Annotated in this window: 12 protein-coding genes; all 12 read left to right on the top strand. The window is 37.4% G+C overall.

All coding sequences use genetic code 11. The annotated features are described in order from the left end of the window. The first annotated feature begins 44 nt into the window (after window positions 1-44). The 12 genes from rpoB to ACFVR1_RS13080 all read left to right on the top strand — a co-directional run bounded on the left by rpoB (window position 45) and on the right by ACFVR1_RS13080 (window position 18,271). On the top strand, window positions 45-3,599 hold the full coding sequence (gene rpoB / locus ACFVR1_RS13025; protein ID WP_387584577.1) for a DNA-directed RNA polymerase subunit beta: 3,555 nt from the start codon (window positions 45-47) through the stop codon (window positions 3,597-3,599). Window positions 3,600-3,715: 116 nt separating this feature from the next. After that, window positions 3,716-7,318, top strand: coding sequence for a DNA-directed RNA polymerase subunit beta' (rpoC, locus tag ACFVR1_RS13030; protein WP_387584579.1), 3,603 nt, complete (start codon window positions 3,716-3,718; stop codon window positions 7,316-7,318). A 135-nt stretch (window positions 7,319-7,453) separates the two neighbouring features. Next, window positions 7,454-7,702 (top strand): ribosomal L7Ae/L30e/S12e/Gadd45 family protein, encoded by a 249-nt coding sequence (locus ACFVR1_RS13035; RefSeq protein ID WP_387584580.1) that lies wholly within the window; start codon window positions 7,454-7,456, stop codon window positions 7,700-7,702. A 98-nt stretch (window positions 7,703-7,800) separates the two neighbouring features. Beyond that, the gene (gene rpsL, locus ACFVR1_RS13040) at window positions 7,801-8,220 is read left to right on the top strand and encodes a 30S ribosomal protein S12 (RefSeq protein WP_387584581.1); all 420 of its coding nucleotides are present in this window, start codon (window positions 7,801-7,803) and stop codon (window positions 8,218-8,220) included. A 48-nt stretch (window positions 8,221-8,268) separates the two neighbouring features. Further along, entirely contained in the window at window positions 8,269-8,739 is a 471-nt protein-coding gene (gene rpsG / locus ACFVR1_RS13045; protein ID WP_053591310.1) for a 30S ribosomal protein S7, read from the top strand. 51 nt (window positions 8,740-8,790) lie between these two features. After that, on the top strand, window positions 8,791-10,869 hold the full coding sequence (gene fusA / locus ACFVR1_RS13050; RefSeq protein ID WP_387584583.1) for an elongation factor G: 2,079 nt from the start codon (window positions 8,791-8,793) through the stop codon (window positions 10,867-10,869). 116 nt (window positions 10,870-10,985) lie between these two features. Further along, window positions 10,986-12,173: an elongation factor Tu gene (gene tuf, locus ACFVR1_RS13055; protein ID WP_387584585.1), complete on the top strand. Its 1,188-nt coding sequence runs from the start codon at window positions 10,986-10,988 to the stop codon at window positions 12,171-12,173. 92 nt (window positions 12,174-12,265) lie between these two features. Continuing rightward, the gene (locus ACFVR1_RS13060) at window positions 12,266-12,952 is read left to right on the top strand and encodes a response regulator transcription factor (protein ID WP_387584586.1); all 687 of its coding nucleotides are present in this window, start codon (window positions 12,266-12,268) and stop codon (window positions 12,950-12,952) included. Between the two features lie 6 nt (window positions 12,953-12,958). Further along, entirely contained in the window at window positions 12,959-13,984 is a 1,026-nt protein-coding gene (locus ACFVR1_RS13065) for a sensor histidine kinase (RefSeq protein WP_387584588.1), read from the top strand. Window positions 13,985-14,083: 99 nt separating this feature from the next. Continuing rightward, window positions 14,084-14,845, top strand: a complete 762-nt coding sequence (locus ACFVR1_RS13070) for an ABC transporter ATP-binding protein (RefSeq protein ID WP_387584589.1) — start codon at window positions 14,084-14,086, stop codon at window positions 14,843-14,845. Continuing rightward, entirely contained in the window at window positions 14,835-16,823 is a 1,989-nt protein-coding gene (locus ACFVR1_RS13075; RefSeq protein WP_387584591.1) for an FtsX-like permease family protein, read from the top strand. The genes ACFVR1_RS13070 and ACFVR1_RS13075 overlap by 11 nt, the downstream gene beginning before the upstream one ends. Window positions 16,824-16,954: 131 nt before the next feature. Further along, complete coding sequence (locus ACFVR1_RS13080; protein WP_387584593.1) at window positions 16,955-18,271, top strand: Na+/H+ antiporter family protein; 1,317 nt, start codon at window positions 16,955-16,957, stop codon at window positions 18,269-18,271. Window positions 18,272-18,443 lie beyond the last annotated feature (172 nt).

Raw genomic sequence — 18,443 nt, forward strand, 5'->3', positions numbered from 1 at the left:
GATATGGGAAAGACCTATTATCGCTTTATTGAGGGGTGAATGAGTTGACAGGTCAACTAGTTCAGTACGGACAACACCGCCAACGCAGAAGTTTTGCGCGTATTAGTGAGGTGCTTGAACTTCCGAATCTAATCGAAATTCAAACAGCATCTTACGAATGGTTCCTTGAAGAAGGTTTACGTGAAATGTTTAAAGATATTTCACCAATCGAGGACTTTACAGGCAATCTATCACTTGAATTTGTCGACTATAGTTTGAATGAACCGAAATATTCCGTCGACGAATCAAAAGAACGTGACGCAACATACGCTGCACCATTACGCGTAAAAGTACGTCTCCACAACAAAGAAACGGACGAAGTGAAAGAACAAGATGTATTCATGGGTGATTTCCCACTGATGACAGAAACAGGTACTTTCGTAATCAATGGTGCTGAGCGCGTTATCGTATCTCAGTTAGTCCGTTCACCAAGTGTTTACTTCCATGACAAAACAGACAAAAATGGTAAAAAAGGCTTTGGAGCTACAGTTATTCCAAATCGTGGTGCGTGGTTAGAATATGAAATAGACGCTAAAGATGTCGTATATGTTCGAATCGATCGCACTCGTAAATTACCGGTTACTGTTTTACTTCGCGCATTAGGCTTTGGATCAGATCAAGAAATCATTGATTTAATTGGTGATAATGAATACTTACGTAATACGCTTGAAAAAGATAACACTGAAACGTCTGAAAAAGCGTTACTTGAAATCTATGAGCGTTTACGTCCAGGTGAACCACCGACAGTTGAAAGTGCAAAGAGCTTGCTATACTCTCGCTTTTTTGACCCAAAACGCTATGATTTAGCGAATGTTGGTCGCTACAAAATGAATAAAAAGTTGCATATAAAGAATCGTTTATTCAACCAAACGATAGCAGAAACGCTAGTGGATCCTGAAACAGGTGAGATTTTAGTTGAAGCAGGTACTCTTATCGATCGACGAGTATTAGATCGACTAATTCCTCATTTAGAGAATGGAATTGGTTTTAAAACATTGTCACAAGTTGGTGGTGTATTAGAAGATGATATTACCATTCAGTCCATTAAAATTTATGCACCTAATGAAGAAGAACAAAAAGAGATTAATGTAATTAGCAATGCGTATGTGGAAACTGAAGTTAAAAACATTACACCTGCTGATATTGTTTCTTCTGTTGGATATTTCTTCAACCTTTTATATAACGTTGGAAACACAGATGATATAGATCATTTAGGAAACCGTCGTTTACGTTCAGTAGGAGAGCTATTACAAAATCAGTTCCGAATTGGTCTTTCTCGTATGGAACGTGTAGTTCGTGAAAGAATGTCTATTAACGATACACAATCAATTGTTCCACAACAATTGATCAATATTCGTCCGGTTATTGCATCTATTAAAGAATTCTTTGGTAGCTCACAATTATCTCAGTTCATGGACCAAACAAATCCTCTTGCAGAACTTACGCACAAACGTCGTTTGTCAGCTCTAGGACCAGGTGGTTTAACACGAGAACGTGCTGGTTTCGAAGTACGTGACGTTCATTACTCACACTATGGTCGTATGTGTCCGATTGAAACACCTGAGGGACCGAATATTGGACTTATTAACTCACTTTCAAGCTTTGCAAAAGTAAATAAATTTGGATTTATTGAAACTCCATACCGACGTGTAGACCCTGAAACAGGTTTAGTGACTTCACGCATCGATTATTTAACAGCTGATGAAGAGGACAACTATGTGGTAGCACAAGCTAACTCTCCATTATCAGATGAAGGTGCATTCTTAAAAGAAGAAGTTGTAGGTCGTTTCCGTGGGGATAACACTGTATTTAGAAAAGAACAAATTGATTACATGGACGTTTCTCCAAAACAAGTAGTTTCTGCTGCAACGGCGTGTATTCCTTTCCTAGAAAACGATGACTCGAACCGTGCCCTAATGGGAGCTAACATGCAACGTCAAGCAGTTCCTTTATTAAATCCAGAAGCTCCATTCGTTGGAACGGGTATGGAACATGTGAATGCACGTGATTCAGGTGCTGCTGTAATTGCGAAGTATCACGGAATCGTAGAACATGTCGAAGCAAAAGAAATTAGAGTTCGTCGAATTGAAGTAGTCGATGGAAATGAAGTAAAAGGCGATTTAACTTCTTATAAAGTACACAAGTTTGAACGTTCTAATCATGGTACATCTATTAATCAACGTCCAATTGTGAAAATTGGAGATCGTGTAAAACCTCTTGATATTCTTGCAGATGGTCCTTCTATGGAAAAAGGTGAATTAGCACTAGGTCGTAACGTACTAGTAGCCTTTATGACATGGGATGGATACAACTACGAGGATGCTGTAATTATGAGTGAGCGTTTAGTGAAAGATGATGTCTACACTTCTGTGCATATTGAAGAGTATGAATCAGAATCACGTGACACAAAACTTGGACCAGAGGAAATTACAAGAGATATTCCAAATGTTGGAGAAGATGCATTACGTAATTTAGACGACCGTGGAATTATCCGTGTCGGTGCAGAAGTTCGTGATGGAGATATCCTAGTAGGGAAAGTAACACCAAAAGGGGTTACAGAACTAACTGCTGAAGAACGTTTACTTCACGCTATTTTTGGTGAAAAAGCTCGTGAAGTTCGTGATACGTCTTTACGTGTACCTCATGGTGCAGGTGGGATTGTATTAGACGTAAAAGTATTTAATCGTGAAGATGGCGACGAGTTATCTCCAGGCGTTAACCAATTAGTTCGTGCTTATATCGTTCAAAAACGTAAAATCTCTGTAGGGGATAAAATGGCCGGACGTCATGGTAACAAAGGGGTTATCTCACGTATCCTTCCGGAAGAAGATATGCCATTCCTTCCAGACGGCACACCAGTTGATATCATGTTAAATCCACTTGGTGTACCTTCTCGTATGAATATCGGGCAAGTACTAGAGCTTCACTTAGGTATGGCTTCTAGACTTCTAGGTGTTCATATGGCGTCACCAGTATTCGATGGTGCAAACGAGGAAGACGTTTGGAATACGATGGAAGAAGCAGGACTTAACCGTGATGGTAAAACGATTCTTTATGACGGTCGTTCAGGTGAACCGTTTGATAACCGCGTTTCAGTTGGGGTTATGTATATGATTAAACTTGCCCACATGGTTGATGATAAGTTACATGCTCGTTCTACTGGACCTTATTCACTAGTTACGCAACAACCTCTTGGAGGGAAGGCGCAATTTGGTGGACAACGTTTCGGAGAGATGGAAGTATGGGCACTTGAAGCTTATGGTGCTGCTTATACATTACAAGAAATTTTAACTGTTAAATCCGATGATGTTGTGGGTCGTGTGAAAACGTACGAAGCAATCGTTAAGGGTGAAAGTGTACCAGAACCAGGTGTTCCTGAATCATTCAAAGTATTGATCAAAGAATTACAAAGTTTAGGTATGGATGTTAAAATGCTTACAATTGACGAAGAAGAAATTGAACTTCGCGATCTAGATGAAGATGATGATATTCCAGCAGCTGACGCACTTGGAATTTTGCCACAAGCGAATGAAGAGGAACCAGTAGGAATAGTGGAATAAGAAGTAAAGAGAAATCGGACAGGTGATGCCTGTCCGTATTTCCGTATAAAATTGCATAATGCAGAGCTACTTGGAAAGTCTTTTAAAAGACACAAGACTAAAGGGAGGTAGGCTCCTTGATAGATGTTAATAATTTTGAGTATATGAAAATTGGTTTAGCTTCACCTGATAAAATCCGTTCTTGGTCTTACGGGGAAGTCAAAAAACCTGAAACAATTAACTACCGAACACTAAAGCCTGAAAAAGATGGTTTATTCTGTGAGCGTATTTTTGGTCCAACTAAAGACTGGGAATGTCACTGTGGTAAATACAAACGAGTTCGTTATAAAGGTGTAGTATGTGATCGATGTGGAGTAGAAGTAACACGTGCAAAAGTACGTCGTGAACGTATGGGTCATATCGAATTAGCAGCACCAGTTTCACATATTTGGTATTTTAAAGGTATTCCAAGTCGTATGGGTCTAATTTTGGATATGTCTCCAAGATCTCTTGAAGAAGTAATTTACTTTGCTTCTTATGTAGTAATAGAACCAGCGGATACACCACTTGAAAAGAAACAATTACTTTCTGAAAAAGAATATCGTGCATACCGTGATAAGTTTGGTACAAAGTTCCAAGCTGCTATGGGTGCAGAAGCGATTAAACGTCTACTTCAAGAACTTGATTTAGAGAGTGAAACAGAAAGTTTGAAAGAAGAGTTAAAAACTGCACAAGGTCAACGTCGTACACGTGCTATAAAACGATTAGAAGTAGTAGAATCTTTCCGTAATTCAGGAAACAAACCAGATTGGATGATCTTAGATGTTCTTCCGGTAATTCCTCCAGAATTGCGACCAATGGTTCAATTAGATGGTGGACGATTTGCTACATCTGACTTAAACGATTTGTATCGTCGTGTTATTAACCGTAATAATCGTTTAAAACGTTTACTAGACTTAGGTGCTCCAAGTATTATCGTACAAAATGAAAAGCGTATGTTACAAGAAGCGGTTGATGCTTTGATAGATAATGGTCGTCGTGGTCGTCCTGTTACAGGTCCTGGTAACCGTCCATTGAAATCACTTTCTCATATGCTAAAAGGGAAACAAGGTCGTTTCCGTCAAAACTTACTTGGTAAACGTGTAGACTATTCTGGTCGTTCCGTTATCGTAGTAGGTCCAAACTTAAAAATGTATCAATGTGGTCTTCCAAAAGAGATGGCTATTGAATTATTCAAGCCATTTGTAATGAAAGAATTAGTTGAACGTGGGTTAGCTCACAATATTAAGAGTGCGAAACGTAAAATCGAACGTATGCATGCTGAAGTATGGGATGTATTAGAAGATGTCATTAAGGAGCATCCGGTTTTATTAAACCGCGCACCTACTCTTCACCGTCTTGGTATTCAAGCTTTCGAACCAACATTAGTAGAAGGTCGTGCAATTCGTCTTCACCCTCTTGTATGTACAGCTTATAACGCTGACTTTGATGGTGACCAAATGGCTGTTCACGTTCCTTTATCAGCAGAAGCGCAAGCGGAAGCTCGTTTACTAATGCTTGCGGCACAAAACATTTTGAACCCGAAAGATGGAAAACCAGTTGTTACACCATCTCAAGATATGGTTTTAGGAAACTATTACTTAACACTTGAGCGTAAAGGTGCAACAGGAGAAGGTTCTACTTTCTACGGTCCAGAAGAGGTACTAATTGCTTACAACACTGGTCATGTACATTTGCATTCACGTATTGCAATTGCTGCATCATCACTTAAAAACCAAACATTTACAGAAGAACAAAACAAGATGTTATTAACAACGACTGTTGGTAAAGTAATTTTCAATGAAATACTTCCAGAGACGTTCCCTTATATTAACGAACCAACGGACTTCAATTTACAAATTGAGACTCCTTCAAATTATTTTGTTTCTACAACTACAGATATTAAGAAACATATTGAAGCAATGGATCTTGTTCAACCATTTAAGAAAAAAATCCTTGGAAATATTATTGCCGAAGTATTTAAACGTTTCCATATTACAGAAACGTCGAAAATGCTTGACCGCATGAAAGCACTTGGATTTAAATATTCTACTAAAGCTGGTATTACAATTGGTATTTCTGATATCGTCGTACTTCCAGACAAAGGTGAAATATTAGAAGAAACACAAGGAAAAGTAGATAAAGTTATAAAACAATTCCGCCGTGGTCTAATCACGGAAGAAGAGCGTTATGCGAGCGTAATCGGTCATTGGACTAGAGCAAAAGAAGTTATTCAAGATAAACTGATGAAGTCTCTTGATAATTCAAACCCTATTTTCATGATGAGTGATTCAGGTGCCCGTGGTAATGCATCTAACTTTACTCAACTTGCAGGTATGCGCGGACTGATGGCCAACCCGGCTGGACGAATTATCGAACTTCCAATCAAATCATCATTCCGTGAAGGTTTAACAGTTCTTGAATACTTCATCTCAACTCATGGTGCTCGTAAAGGACTTGCGGATACTGCACTTAAAACTGCCGATTCAGGTTACTTAACGCGTCGTCTTGTTGATGTTGCTCAAGATGTTATTGTTAGAGAAGATGATTGCGGAACAGATCGAGGACTACTAATCGGTTCATTAATGGAAGGCACAGAAGTTATTGAAGAGTTTGGTGAACGTATTGTCGGTCGTCATACGAAGAAAACAATCTTCCATCCAACTACTAATGAATTAATTCTTGCAAAAGATGGATTAATAACTCAAGATGTAGCGCGAATCATTGAAGAAGCTGGCATTAATGAATTAACAATCCGTTCAGCGTTTACATGTAATACAAAACACGGTGTATGTAAAAAATGTTACGGTCTAAATCTTGCAACTGGAGATACTGTTGAGGTTGGGGAAGCCGTTGGTATTATTGCGGCACAATCAATCGGAGAACCAGGTACACAGTTAACGATGCGTACATTCCATACAGGTGGGGTTGCTGGAGACGATATTACACAAGGTCTTCCACGTATCCAAGAGATATTCGAGGCTCGTAATCCAAAAGGGCAAGCTGTTATTTCAGAAATTACAGGTATAGTAACTGAAATTGATGAAATTAGAGAGGGTCAAAAAGAGATTACGATTCAAGGTAACGTAGAAACTCGTAAATACTTAGCTCCATATAATGCACGTATAAAAGTTCAAGTGAACGATACAATTCACCGTGGACAGGTATTAACGGAAGGTTCTATCGATCCAAAAGAATTATTGAAAGTAAAAGATGTTTCTACTGTTCAAGAGTATTTATTAAAAGAAGTACAAAAAGTTTATCGTATGCAAGGGGTAGAAATCGGTGATAAACACATCGAAGTAATGGTTCGTCAAATGCTTCGTAAAATTCGTGTTATTGAAGCTGGTGAAACGGAATTACTTCCAGGATCACTGCTTGATATTCATCAATTTGCTGAAGCGAATAAAGACGCAGTATTGCAAGGTAAAATACCTGCAACTTGTCGCCCAGTAATTCTTGGTATTACGAAAGCTTCACTTGAAACAGAATCATTCTTATCTGCAGCGTCATTCCAAGAAACGACTCGTGTTCTAACGGATGCAGCGATTAAAGGAAAACGTGATGAATTACTAGGATTAAAAGAGAACGTAATCATTGGTAAACTAGTTCCAGCAGGAACAGGTATGCAACGATATCGTCAAATTCAAATTACTAGTAATAAAGCAGATAAAGGAAAAGAAGCAGTAAGCGCTGAATAAAAAATAAATATTAGGGAGAAATCTCATTGAAGTTCTCCCTAATATTTTTATGATTAGTGTTGACAGTCTTTTCTAAGAGTGATAATATATTTAAGGTTGATAGTTATCTGACTTGTAGCTTTGGAGGATATGAAAATGTCTTATGAAAAAGTGAAACAAGCAAAAAAAACAATCATAGGTACAAAGCAAGCAGTAAAAGCAATGAAAAAAGGGCTTGTCAAAGAAGTTTATATTGCACTTGATGTAGAGGAAAGAATTATTGATCTAGCGCGATCAACAGCACAAGAAAACAATGTTCTTATTTACTACGTAGAGTCTAAAATAGATCTTGGTAAAGCTTGTGGAATGCGCTTAGGTGCTTCAGTAGTAGCTCTTACTGTGTAACAGTTTTTGTGTAAAACACAAAGACTTTGTTTTTACCCAAAAAATGAACCACCTGGATGTGTGGTATTAACAAGAACAAATGAAGGGAGGAATAATCGATGCCTACAATTAACCAATTGGTACGTAAGCCTCGTAAATCCAATATCACGAACTCAAAGTCTCCAGCATTAGGAAAAGGCTATAACAGCTTTAAAAAATCTGCTACAAATCTAAACTCGCCTCAAAAGCGTGGGGTTTGTACTCGTGTTGGTACTATGACGCCGAAGAAACCGAACTCAGCACTTCGTAAATATGCGCGTGTACGTTTAACAAATACGTTAGAGGTTACTGCTTATATTCCAGGAGAAGGTCACAACCTACAAGAACATAGTGTTGTACTTATCCGCGGAGGACGTGTAAAAGACTTACCAGGGGTACGTTATCATATCGTACGTGGTGCTCTTGATACAGCTGGAGTTAATGGTCGTATGCAAAGCCGTTCTTTATACGGTGCAAAACGCCCGAAAGTTAAAAAATAATTTTCTAAATAATTTATAATTAGACATTCGTCGAAAGGAGGAAAACACATGCCTCGTAAAGGTCCTGTTTCCAAACGTGACGTGTTACCAGATCCAATTTATAATTCGAAACTAGTAACTCGTTTAATCAACAAAATGATGATTGATGGTAAAAGAGGTACTTCTCAAAAAATCCTATACGGAGCGTTTGATCTTGTAAAAGAACGTTCTGGTAAAGATGCTTTAGAAGTATTTGAAGCTGCATTAAACAATGTAATGCCAGTTCTTGAAGTACGTGCTCGTCGTGTTGGTGGTGCAAACTACCAAGTACCGGTTGAAGTACGTCCAGACCGTCGTTCAACTCTAGGTCTTCGCTACTTAGTAAACTATTCACGTCTTCGTGGAGAAAAAACGATGGAAGAACGCTTAGCTAACGAAATTCTTGATGCATCAAACAATACTGGTGCTTCAGTTAAGAAACGTGAAGATATGCACAAAATGGCGGAAGCTAACAAAGCATTCGCACACTATCGTTGGTAAGATTTATTTAAAAATCATACTCTAATCCGAAATTGGAAGGAGAAATACAATATGGCTAGAGAGTTCTCCTTAGCAAAAACACGTAATATCGGGATCATGGCTCACATCGATGCTGGTAAAACGACTACTACGGAGCGTATTCTTTATTACACTGGTAAGATCCACAAAATTGGTGAAACTCATGAGGGTGCATCACAAATGGACTGGATGGAACAAGAGCAAGAACGTGGTATTACAATCACTTCTGCAGCAACAACAGCTTCTTGGGATAACCATCGTGTAAATATCATTGATACACCTGGACACGTAGACTTCACAGTTGAAGTTGAACGTTCACTTCGTGTACTTGATGGTGCGGTTACAGTGCTAGATGCTCAATCTGGTGTTGAACCACAAACTGAAACAGTATGGCGCCAAGCTACAACTTATGGTGTACCACGTATTGTTTTCGTAAACAAAATGGATAAAACGGGAGCTGATTTCCTATATTCTGTAGGGACTCTTCGCGACCGTTTACAAGCTAATGCTCATCCAATTCAGTTACCAATTGGTGCTGAAGATCAGTTCAGCGGAATCATCGACCTAGTGTCAATGAAAGCTACTGTTTATGGTAATGACTTAGGAACAGATATCCAAGAAGTAGAAATTCCAGAAGAATATAAAGCTCAAGCTGAAGAATACCGTGAAAAACTAGTTGAAGCGGTAGCTGAACTTGATGAAGATTTGATGGAAAAATATCTTGGTGGAGAAGAAATTACAACTGAAGAATTGATCAAAGGTATCCGTAAAGGTACTCTAAATGTTGAATTCTATCCAGTTGTATGTGGTACTGCATTTAAAAACAAAGGTGTTCAAAAAGTTCTTGACGCAGTTGTTGCATACCTTCCATCACCACTTGATATTCCTGCTATGAAAGGGATTGACCCTGACACTGATGAAGAAATCGAACGTCATTCAGATGACTCAGAGCCTTTCTCTGCATTAGCATTTAAAGTAATGACTGACCCTTATGTTGGGAAGTTAACATTCTTCCGCGTATACTCTGGTACGTTACAAGCAGGATCGTACGTACAAAACTCTACTAAAGGTAAGCGTGAACGCGTAGGACGTATCCTACAAATGCATGCTAACTCTCGTGAAGAGATTACAGAAGTACATGCTGGAGATATCGCTGCAGCTGTTGGTTTAAAAGATACAACTACTGGTGATACACTGTGTGATGAAAAAGCTCTAGTAATTCTAGAGTCTATGGAATTCCCAGAACCAGTTATTTCTCTTTCTGTTGAACCAAAAACAAAAGCGGACCAAGATAAAATGGGCCAAGCTTTACAAAAACTTTCAGAAGAAGATCCAACATTCCGCGTACATACAGACCAAGAAACTGGTCAAGTTATCATCGCTGGTATGGGTGAACTTCATCTAGATATTTTAGTTGACCGTATGCGTCGTGAGTTTAAAGTTGAAGCTAACGTAGGTGCTCCACAAGTATCTTACCGTGAAACTTTCCGTAACTCAGCACAGGTTGAAGGTAAATTTGTTCGTCAATCAGGTGGTCGTGGTCAATTCGGACACGTTTGGATTGAATTCTCTCCAAACGAAGAAGGAAAAGGCTTTGAATTTGAAAACGCAATCGTTGGTGGGGTAGTTCCACGTGAATATATTCCAGCTGTTGAAGCAGGTCTTCGTGACTCTCTTGACAATGGTGTACTTGCAGGATTCCCATTAATCGATATTAAAGCTAAATTATTCGACGGATCATATCATGATGTTGACTCGAATGAGATGGCATTTAAAATTGCTGCTTCTATGGCATTGAAAAATGCTGTATCTAAAGTAAATCCAGTTCTACTTGAACCATTAATGAAAGTAGAAGTTGTTATTCCTGAAGAATATTTAGGAGACATCATGGGTGATATCACGTCTCGTCGTGGTCGCGTTGAAGGTATGGAATCTCGTGGTAACGCACAAGTAGTTCGTGCTATGGTACCACTTGCTGAAATGTTTGGATACGCAACGTCTTTACGTTCTAATACGCAAGGACGCGGAGTATTCTCAATGGTGTTTGATCACTATGAAGATGTTCCAAAATCAATTTCAGAAGAAATTATCAAAAAACATAAAGGTGAGTAATTGAAATTTCACCAAAATTAAAGTATAACTAATCTGTAGTGTATAAAAGTTGGGAGGACGTACGCCTCCCGCCTTTTATCATAAAAAACAAACAATTATTGAGGAGGCAATCTCTAATGGCTAAAGAAAAATTTGACCGTTCAAAAACACATGCTAACATTGGTACAATCGGACACGTTGACCATGGTAAAACAACTTTAACTGCTGCAATCGCAACAGTTCTTTCTAAAAAAATGGGTGGGGTAGCTAAATCATACGCTGACATCGACAACGCACCTGAAGAAAAAGAACGCGGTATCACAATCAATACTTCACACGTTGAGTATGAAACTGCAACTCGTCACTACGCTCATGTAGACTGCCCAGGACATGCTGACTATGTTAAAAACATGATCACAGGTGCAGCACAAATGGACGGCGGTATCTTAGTAGTATCTGCTGCTGATGGTCCAATGCCACAAACTCGTGAACATATCCTTCTTTCTCGTCAAGTAGGTGTTCCATACCTAGTTGTATTCATGAACAAATGTGATATGGTTGATGACGAAGAACTTCTTGAATTAGTTGAAATGGAAATTCGTGACCTTCTTTCTGAGTACAATTTCCCTGGTGACGATATTCCAGTAATTAAAGGTTCTGCTCTTAAAGCTCTTGAAGGAGAAGCAGAATGGGAAGAAAAAGTTGTTGAATTAATGGACGCTGTAGATAGCTATATCCCAACTCCAGAACGTCAAACTGACAAACCATTCATGATGCCAGTTGAGGATGTATTCTCAATCACTGGTCGTGGTACGGTTGCTACTGGACGCGTTGAACGTGGACAAGTTAAAATCGGAGATGTTGTAGACATCATCGGTATCGTTGAAGAACCAAAATCAACTACTGTAACAGGTGTTGAAATGTTCCGTAAACTTCTTGATTATGCAGAAGCTGGTGACAACATTGGTGCTCTTCTTCGTGGAGTATCTCGTGAAGATATCCAACGTGGACAAGTATTAGCTAAACCAGGCACAATCACTCCACACACAGATTTTAAAGCAGAAGTTTATGTTCTTTCAAAAGAAGAGGGTGGACGTCATACTCCATTCTTCTCAAACTACCGTCCTCAGTTCTACTTCCGTACAACTGACGTAACAGGTGTTTGTAACTTACCAGAAGGCGTAGAAATGGTTATGCCTGGAGATAACATCGAAATGACTGTTTCTCTAATCTCTCCAATCGCTCTTGAAGAAGGTACTAAATTCTCTATCCGTGAGGGTGGACGTACTGTAGGCGCTGGTGTAGTAGCTACAATTACTAAATAATTAATAAATTACAAGTCAAAATCCATCTCGTGACGACGAGATGGATTTTTTTGCGTGAAAATAGTGTAAACTAGTGGTGAGAGGTGAGCCTATTGAATGCGAAAATTTTACTGATCGAAGACGACCAATCAATTTTTGATATGTTACAAGAGAGATTTATTCAATGGTCATTCGATGTAATTAGACCAGCAGACTTTCAAAACATAGTAGCTACATTTGTAGAGGAGAAACCACAATTAGTTATTATAGATATACAATTACCTGCATTTGATGGTTTTCATTGGTGTAGAGAGATTCGCCATCTCTCAAGAGTCCCCATTATTTTCTTGTCTTCACGAGATCATCCTATGGATATGATTATGGCAATGCAAATGGGGGCAGATGATTTTGTTCAAAAACCATTTCATTTAGATGTGTTGATTGCAAAAGTGCAAGCAATTCTGCGTCGATCATATGATTATCATAGCGAGAATTTGGATATTAGTAACTGGAATGATGCGGTAATTGATTTTGCTAAAGGTGAAGTTACCTTCTTGGAAAAATCAAGTGAGCTGACAAAAAATGAGCTTTTTATCTTGCGTATTCTCATCCAATCAGTAAATACTGTCGTTTCTCGTGATGAATTAATGAGAAAACTTTGGGACGATGAACGATTTGTAAATGATAATACATTATCCGTAAATGTAAATAGACTTCGCTTAAAATTAGAAGAGATAGGCTTAAGGAATTTAATTGTCACCAAAAAGGGATTGGGTTATATGGCGATTACAAAGGAGTAGAATCATTTGTTCTTTGCATATATCAAAGAAAGAAAAGCGTGGTTACTATTTTTCTTATGTGTACAGGTTTGGATGAATATTATATTAACTTTAGATATTGCTTTTCTAAATGTATCTATCATCTACATTAATGTGATAAACATTTTAGCCTTTTTAATATTTTTTATTTGGAGATATAGGGAAGAAACAGCGTATGTAAAGGCGTTAGAAGAAAATTTGGATAATGAAATTTCACTAGATAGATTAAGGGCTGCTTTCCCAGAAGGAAAATCTAATTTCGAAAAAAAGATAACAACTGTTATTGATGAACTGATATTAGTAGCTAATGAAGAAATGAATCAAATCAAGGTAGAGCATCTAGAAGAAAACGATCACACATTATCATGGATTCATGAAGTTAAGACACCACTCACGAGTATGCAGCTCATGATTGGTGCATTAAATGAATCGGAGATGAGAAAGAAGCTTGAGGTCGAATGGTTAAGAATTTACTTACTTTTAGATCAGCAACTCCACCTTACAAGGTTGCCATCTCTAGAACAAGATTATATCATCGAGTCAATTAGCATTCAAAAAGTCCTTCATTCAGAAATCAAAGAGCTGCAGGCTTGGTGTATGCAAAATGGAATTGGTTTCGAGCTTGTGCTTTCAGAAGAAGAAGTGTTGACAGATCAAAAGTGGTTATCGTTCATCCTTCGTCAGATCTTATCGAATGCAGTGAAGTATAGTGATGAAGACAGTGAAATTAATATTTATACTCGAAAAGATAATTCGGATCATACTTTACTTTATATACAAGACAATGGAAATGGGATCACACAAGCTGACTTGCCACGTATATTTGAGAAGTCCTTTACTGGAAAGACGGGGAGAGGAACGACCGCCTCTACTGGTATGGGCCTATATTTAGCTAAGAATGCTGCAGAAAAACTCGGAATTGAAATTGCAGTAGATTCTAATATAAATATTGGTTCTATTTTTTCACTTAAATTTCCCTTAAAAAATGAAATGACGAAAATAGCTGGTAGGTGACAAAATTGTCATCTACTTTATTTTTTTGTCATGTAAATCAAACGATTAACAGACTAAAAAGTCGTACAATAAAGTTAATAATATGTAGGAGGAACATACATGCTTATTTTGAGCGGTCGTAAAATAAAAAAAATATATGGCAAAAAGTCAACTGCGCAAGAAGTACTGAAAGGAATCAATATGGAAGTGCAAGAAGGAGAGTTCGTAGGAATAATGGGACCATCGGGATCAGGAAAAACTACATTATTAAACGTACTTGCTTCTATTGACAAAGCAACAGAAGGAATTATTGAAATTAGTGGAAACAGTTTAAGTAAGATGAAGGAACGCGAGTTATCAAATTTTCGTAGAGAGCAACTTGGGTTTATTTTTCAAGATTATAATTTACTGGACACTTTAACGGTAAAAGAAAATATACTATTACCGCTTTCTATTAGTAAAGTACCTAGAAAAGAAGCAGAAGAGCGATTTAAGGAACTGACAAAAACCTTGGGAATTGAAGATATCACAAATAAATATCCAAATGAAATTTCAGGAGGACAAAAGCAAAGAACGTCGGCAGCACGAGCTTTAATTAGTAATCCTTCTATTGTTTTTGCGGATGAGCCAACAGGAGCCCTAGATTCAAAAGCCGCTACTGCACTACTTAGCAATTTAGAGAAGATTAATTATCATAAAAAAGTGACGATTATGATGGTGACACATGATGCTGTAGCAGCAAGTTTCTGTTCACGTGTGTTGTTTTTAAAAGATGGTCAACTGTATACGGAGTTGTATAAAGGGGAGAAAGATCGTACACAATTTTTCCATGAGATAATGAACATACAAGGTGTACTTGGTGGTGATGGTTATGACGCTTAGTCATCTAGTTTTCCGTAGTATGAAGAAAAACATTAAACATTATTATTTATACTTCTTTGCATTAATTTTTAGTGTAACACTTTACTTTTCTTTTGTTACTCTACAATATAATCCAAGTGTTATAGAGGTTTCGCAGGGTGTGAAAATAACTGCTGGTTTAAAGGCAGCCTCATATTTATTGTTGTTTGTTGTGGTGTTTTTTGTTTTATATGCAAACCATCTTTTCATGAAAAGAAGAAGCAAGGAGATTGGGTTATATCAGCTGATAGGTATGTCGAAAGGCCTTGTGACAAGACTGTTAGCACTTGAAAATACGATTTTATGGGTCGGTGCGATTAGTATAGGAGTAGTCCTAGGATTTTTAACATCTCGCATTTTCGCAATGATTCTACTTCGTATTTTAGAAAAAGAGGTTCTAGTAGACCTAATCTTTTCAGTTGAGGCACTGCAAATGACGTTAGTAGTATTTCTGGCATTACTTGTCATAGTATTAATTCAAACAATGGTTAGCATTCGACGAGTTTCATTACTTACGCTATTTACTGCAACAGCAATAGCGGACACTAGAGTAAAAAAGTTTAGTGGATTTCAAATGCTTCTCGGGTTCATTGGATTAGTAATGATTGGCTATGGATATTATTTATCGACGACGTTGTTTGAATTAGATACAAATAATGTCAATATGCTTTTGTACAAAATGCTTGCTATCTTAGGGACGACAATTGGTGGAACGTATTTTGTTTTTCGATATTCTGTTTCTTTCTTAATGAATATAATAAGAAAACAAAAAAGAGGCCACTTATCTATTGAAGATGTACTGTCCCTATCTCCAATTATGCATCGTATGAAGTCAAATGCTATGTCTCTTACGATTATTACGGTAATATCTGCTACTTCGCTTGGTATTATTTGTTTGTCGTATATCTCCTATTATTCGGCAGGTTCAATGGCAAAGCAAAATGTTCCGTTTGACTTTATTTTGATGAATGATCAGGGACAAGCATTTTTGAATGAGTTAAATGAGCGGAAAATTAGTTATTCACAAACAAATATTGATTTATTGGATGTAGATGTTAACATCAATGATTTATTTGCTAACGATATACCTGCTGGCTTGAGTATGATGACAAATGGCCCCCTTCCTATTGTGAAGCTGAGTGATGTACAAAAGATGATGCCTGAGCTTTCATTAGAAGAAGGAGAAGGCTATGTGATGGGTTATAGTAGTATGATGTCAGAAATAGTGAAACTAGAAAAAAATAATCCGGTGCAACTAACAACCTCCAGTGGAGAAGTAGTACTTAAGATAAAGGAAATTACAACAAACTCTTTACTTGTATACTATCTTACAGGCGGTGGCATGGCTATTGTAGTTACTGACGAACTATTTGATAAGCTTTCATCAGATAATATGATTCAACAAAAGACTTTTTGGAATAAACAAGTGGGAATTGATTTAGAAGACCGCTCGCAACTAAAAGAAGTTCAATTAATATATGAAGAAGCAACTAATGATGGTCATTTTGAAGTGATAAAAGATAATGGTGGCAGTAAAATTGTGAACATGGATTCCCAAGAGACATATAGATTATCTACATTAGATACGATGGGGTTAGTTATATTTGTTACAGGATTCCTAGGTTTAGCATTCTTAATAACAACAGGAAGTATTTTATATTTTAAACAAATGAGCGAAGCTGACGAGGAAAGGGCTTCATATACAGTCCTTCGAAAAATTGGTTTTACAACGAGTGAGTTAATGAAAGGTATCTATAAAAAGCAAATGTTTAACTTCGGAGTACCATTAATTATTGGTTTAGCTCATAGTTATTTTGCTGTTAAATCAGGCTGGATGTTATTCGGAACGGAACTGACTGCTCCATTGTTAATCACTATGAGTATTTATGTTATCTTATATTCAATATTTGCATTCTTAACTGTTGGATATTATAGAAAAGTAGTGAGCCAATCATTATAAACTATTTTGGAGAAATTATTTAACTAAGACCTCTTTGCTTAAGCAAAGAGGTTTTTTATATTGACAAGGAGGTTAAAAGCAACTAAACTTTTTCATGTTAGTAATCTAGTGCGTGAAAGTGAGTTGTTTTTATGAATGCTGTTATTGTGGCAGTTGTTATAATGTTAGTATTGAGTTTACTACGTATAAACGTTGTATTCTCATTAATTATAGGTGCTCTTGTAGGTGGTCTAACGGCCGGCTTATCGATTGCAGAGACAATTGATGCGTTTACAGGGGGCTTAGGTGCAGGAGCGACAATAGCATTAAGTTATGGGCTATTAGGAGGATTTGCGATTGCGATTTCAAAAACAGGAATCCCTGATTTATTAGTCGTTGCTATTCTAAAGCTAGTGAAAAGAGAAGACGATTCACCAAAAATGGGGTTAGCGAAAGTATTAGTTTTCTTAATGCTGTTACTGATGGCTGTTTTTTCCCAAAATTTAATTCCAATTCATATTGCCTTTATACCTTTGTTAGTGCCACCAATTCTGAAAATATTAAATATGTTGCAAGTGGATCGACGTTTGATAGCTTGTATACTAGCGTTCGGTTTAATTACTCCGTATATGTTTCTACCATTTGGTTTTGGAGCAATCTATCAACAAATTTTAGCGACACAAATAGGGTTATCGGGCCTTGAAGTAAAATTAACAGATATACCAAAGGCGATGGTTATACCGGCTTTAGGAATGTTATTTGGCTTAATAATGGCTTTTATATTATTTAGGAAACCTCGTAAATATAATCAAGTTAGATCTGAAGTAGAAGTTGCTGAAGTTAATGTAAAAACAAGAAGTGTAATATTTACAGTGCTAGCCTTAATCGCTGCACTATTTGTTCAAATAGAAACGGGTGCAATGATTGCAGGAGCTCTTGCAGGTATTACAGTTCTGTATATAACAGGTGCCTTAAAATGGCGAGAAGCAGACCAACTATTAACAGAAGGAATGCGTATGATGGCTTTTGTAGGATTTGTTATGATTACTGCTAACGGTTTTGCAGCAGTTATTAACGCAACTGGAGATATAGAGAGTCTAGTAAATGCTTCAGCAAGTTTATTAAAAGGAAATGTGAGTTTAGCAGTTTTAATAATGTTATTCGTCGGCTTATTTGTAACTCTTGGGATTGGGTCGTCCTTTGCAACTATTCCAATCATTACTGCTATTTTCGTTCCACTAGCGTTGGAACTTGGTTTAAGCCCATTAGCAATCATTGCATTAATTGGAACAGCTGGCGCACTTGGAGATGCTGGTTCACCAGCGTCGGATTCAACACTCGGTCCAACTGCTGGGCTAAATGTAGACGGACAGCATAATCATATTTGGGATACATGTGTACCTACATTTATTTGTTACAACATACCGTTAATTCTCTTTGGGTGGATCGCGGTTATATATGTACTATAGTTAGGAAAAGAAAGGACGCTCATTTAATCGAGCGTCGTTTATACATAGAAAAAAGGCATTATCAACTTAATTTAGCGTTTCATTTTTAAAAATAGCGATAGTTTTGTATACTGATAAAAGACTTAAAGGAACTAGTTCATTAGTTAAGAGAAATAATATATCAACATTTAAA

The sequence above is a fragment of the Psychrobacillus sp. NPDC058041 genome (genome assembly GCF_042885655.1).
Classification (GTDB): domain Bacteria; phylum Bacillota; class Bacilli; order Bacillales_A; family Planococcaceae; genus Psychrobacillus.

What these genes read in the sequence shown, in the direction of transcription:
- rpsG (WP_053591310.1), top strand. Translation starts at nt 8,269, where the DNA reads ATGCCTCGTAAAGGTCCTGTTTCCAAACGTGACGTGTTACCAGATCCA.
- ACFVR1_RS13075 (WP_387584591.1), top strand. Translation starts at nt 14,835, where the DNA reads ATGACGCTTAGTCATCTAGTTTTCCGTAGTATGAAGAAAAACATTAAA.
- ACFVR1_RS13035 (WP_387584580.1), top strand. Translation starts at nt 7,454, where the DNA reads ATGTCTTATGAAAAAGTGAAACAAGCAAAAAAAACAATCATAGGTACA.
- tuf (WP_387584585.1), top strand. Translation starts at nt 10,986, where the DNA reads ATGGCTAAAGAAAAATTTGACCGTTCAAAAACACATGCTAACATTGGT.
- fusA (WP_387584583.1), top strand. Translation starts at nt 8,791, where the DNA reads ATGGCTAGAGAGTTCTCCTTAGCAAAAACACGTAATATCGGGATCATG.
- ACFVR1_RS13070 (WP_387584589.1), top strand. Translation starts at nt 14,084, where the DNA reads ATGCTTATTTTGAGCGGTCGTAAAATAAAAAAAATATATGGCAAAAAG.
- ACFVR1_RS13080 (WP_387584593.1), top strand. Translation starts at nt 16,955, where the DNA reads ATGAATGCTGTTATTGTGGCAGTTGTTATAATGTTAGTATTGAGTTTA.
- rpsL (WP_387584581.1), top strand. Translation starts at nt 7,801, where the DNA reads ATGCCTACAATTAACCAATTGGTACGTAAGCCTCGTAAATCCAATATC.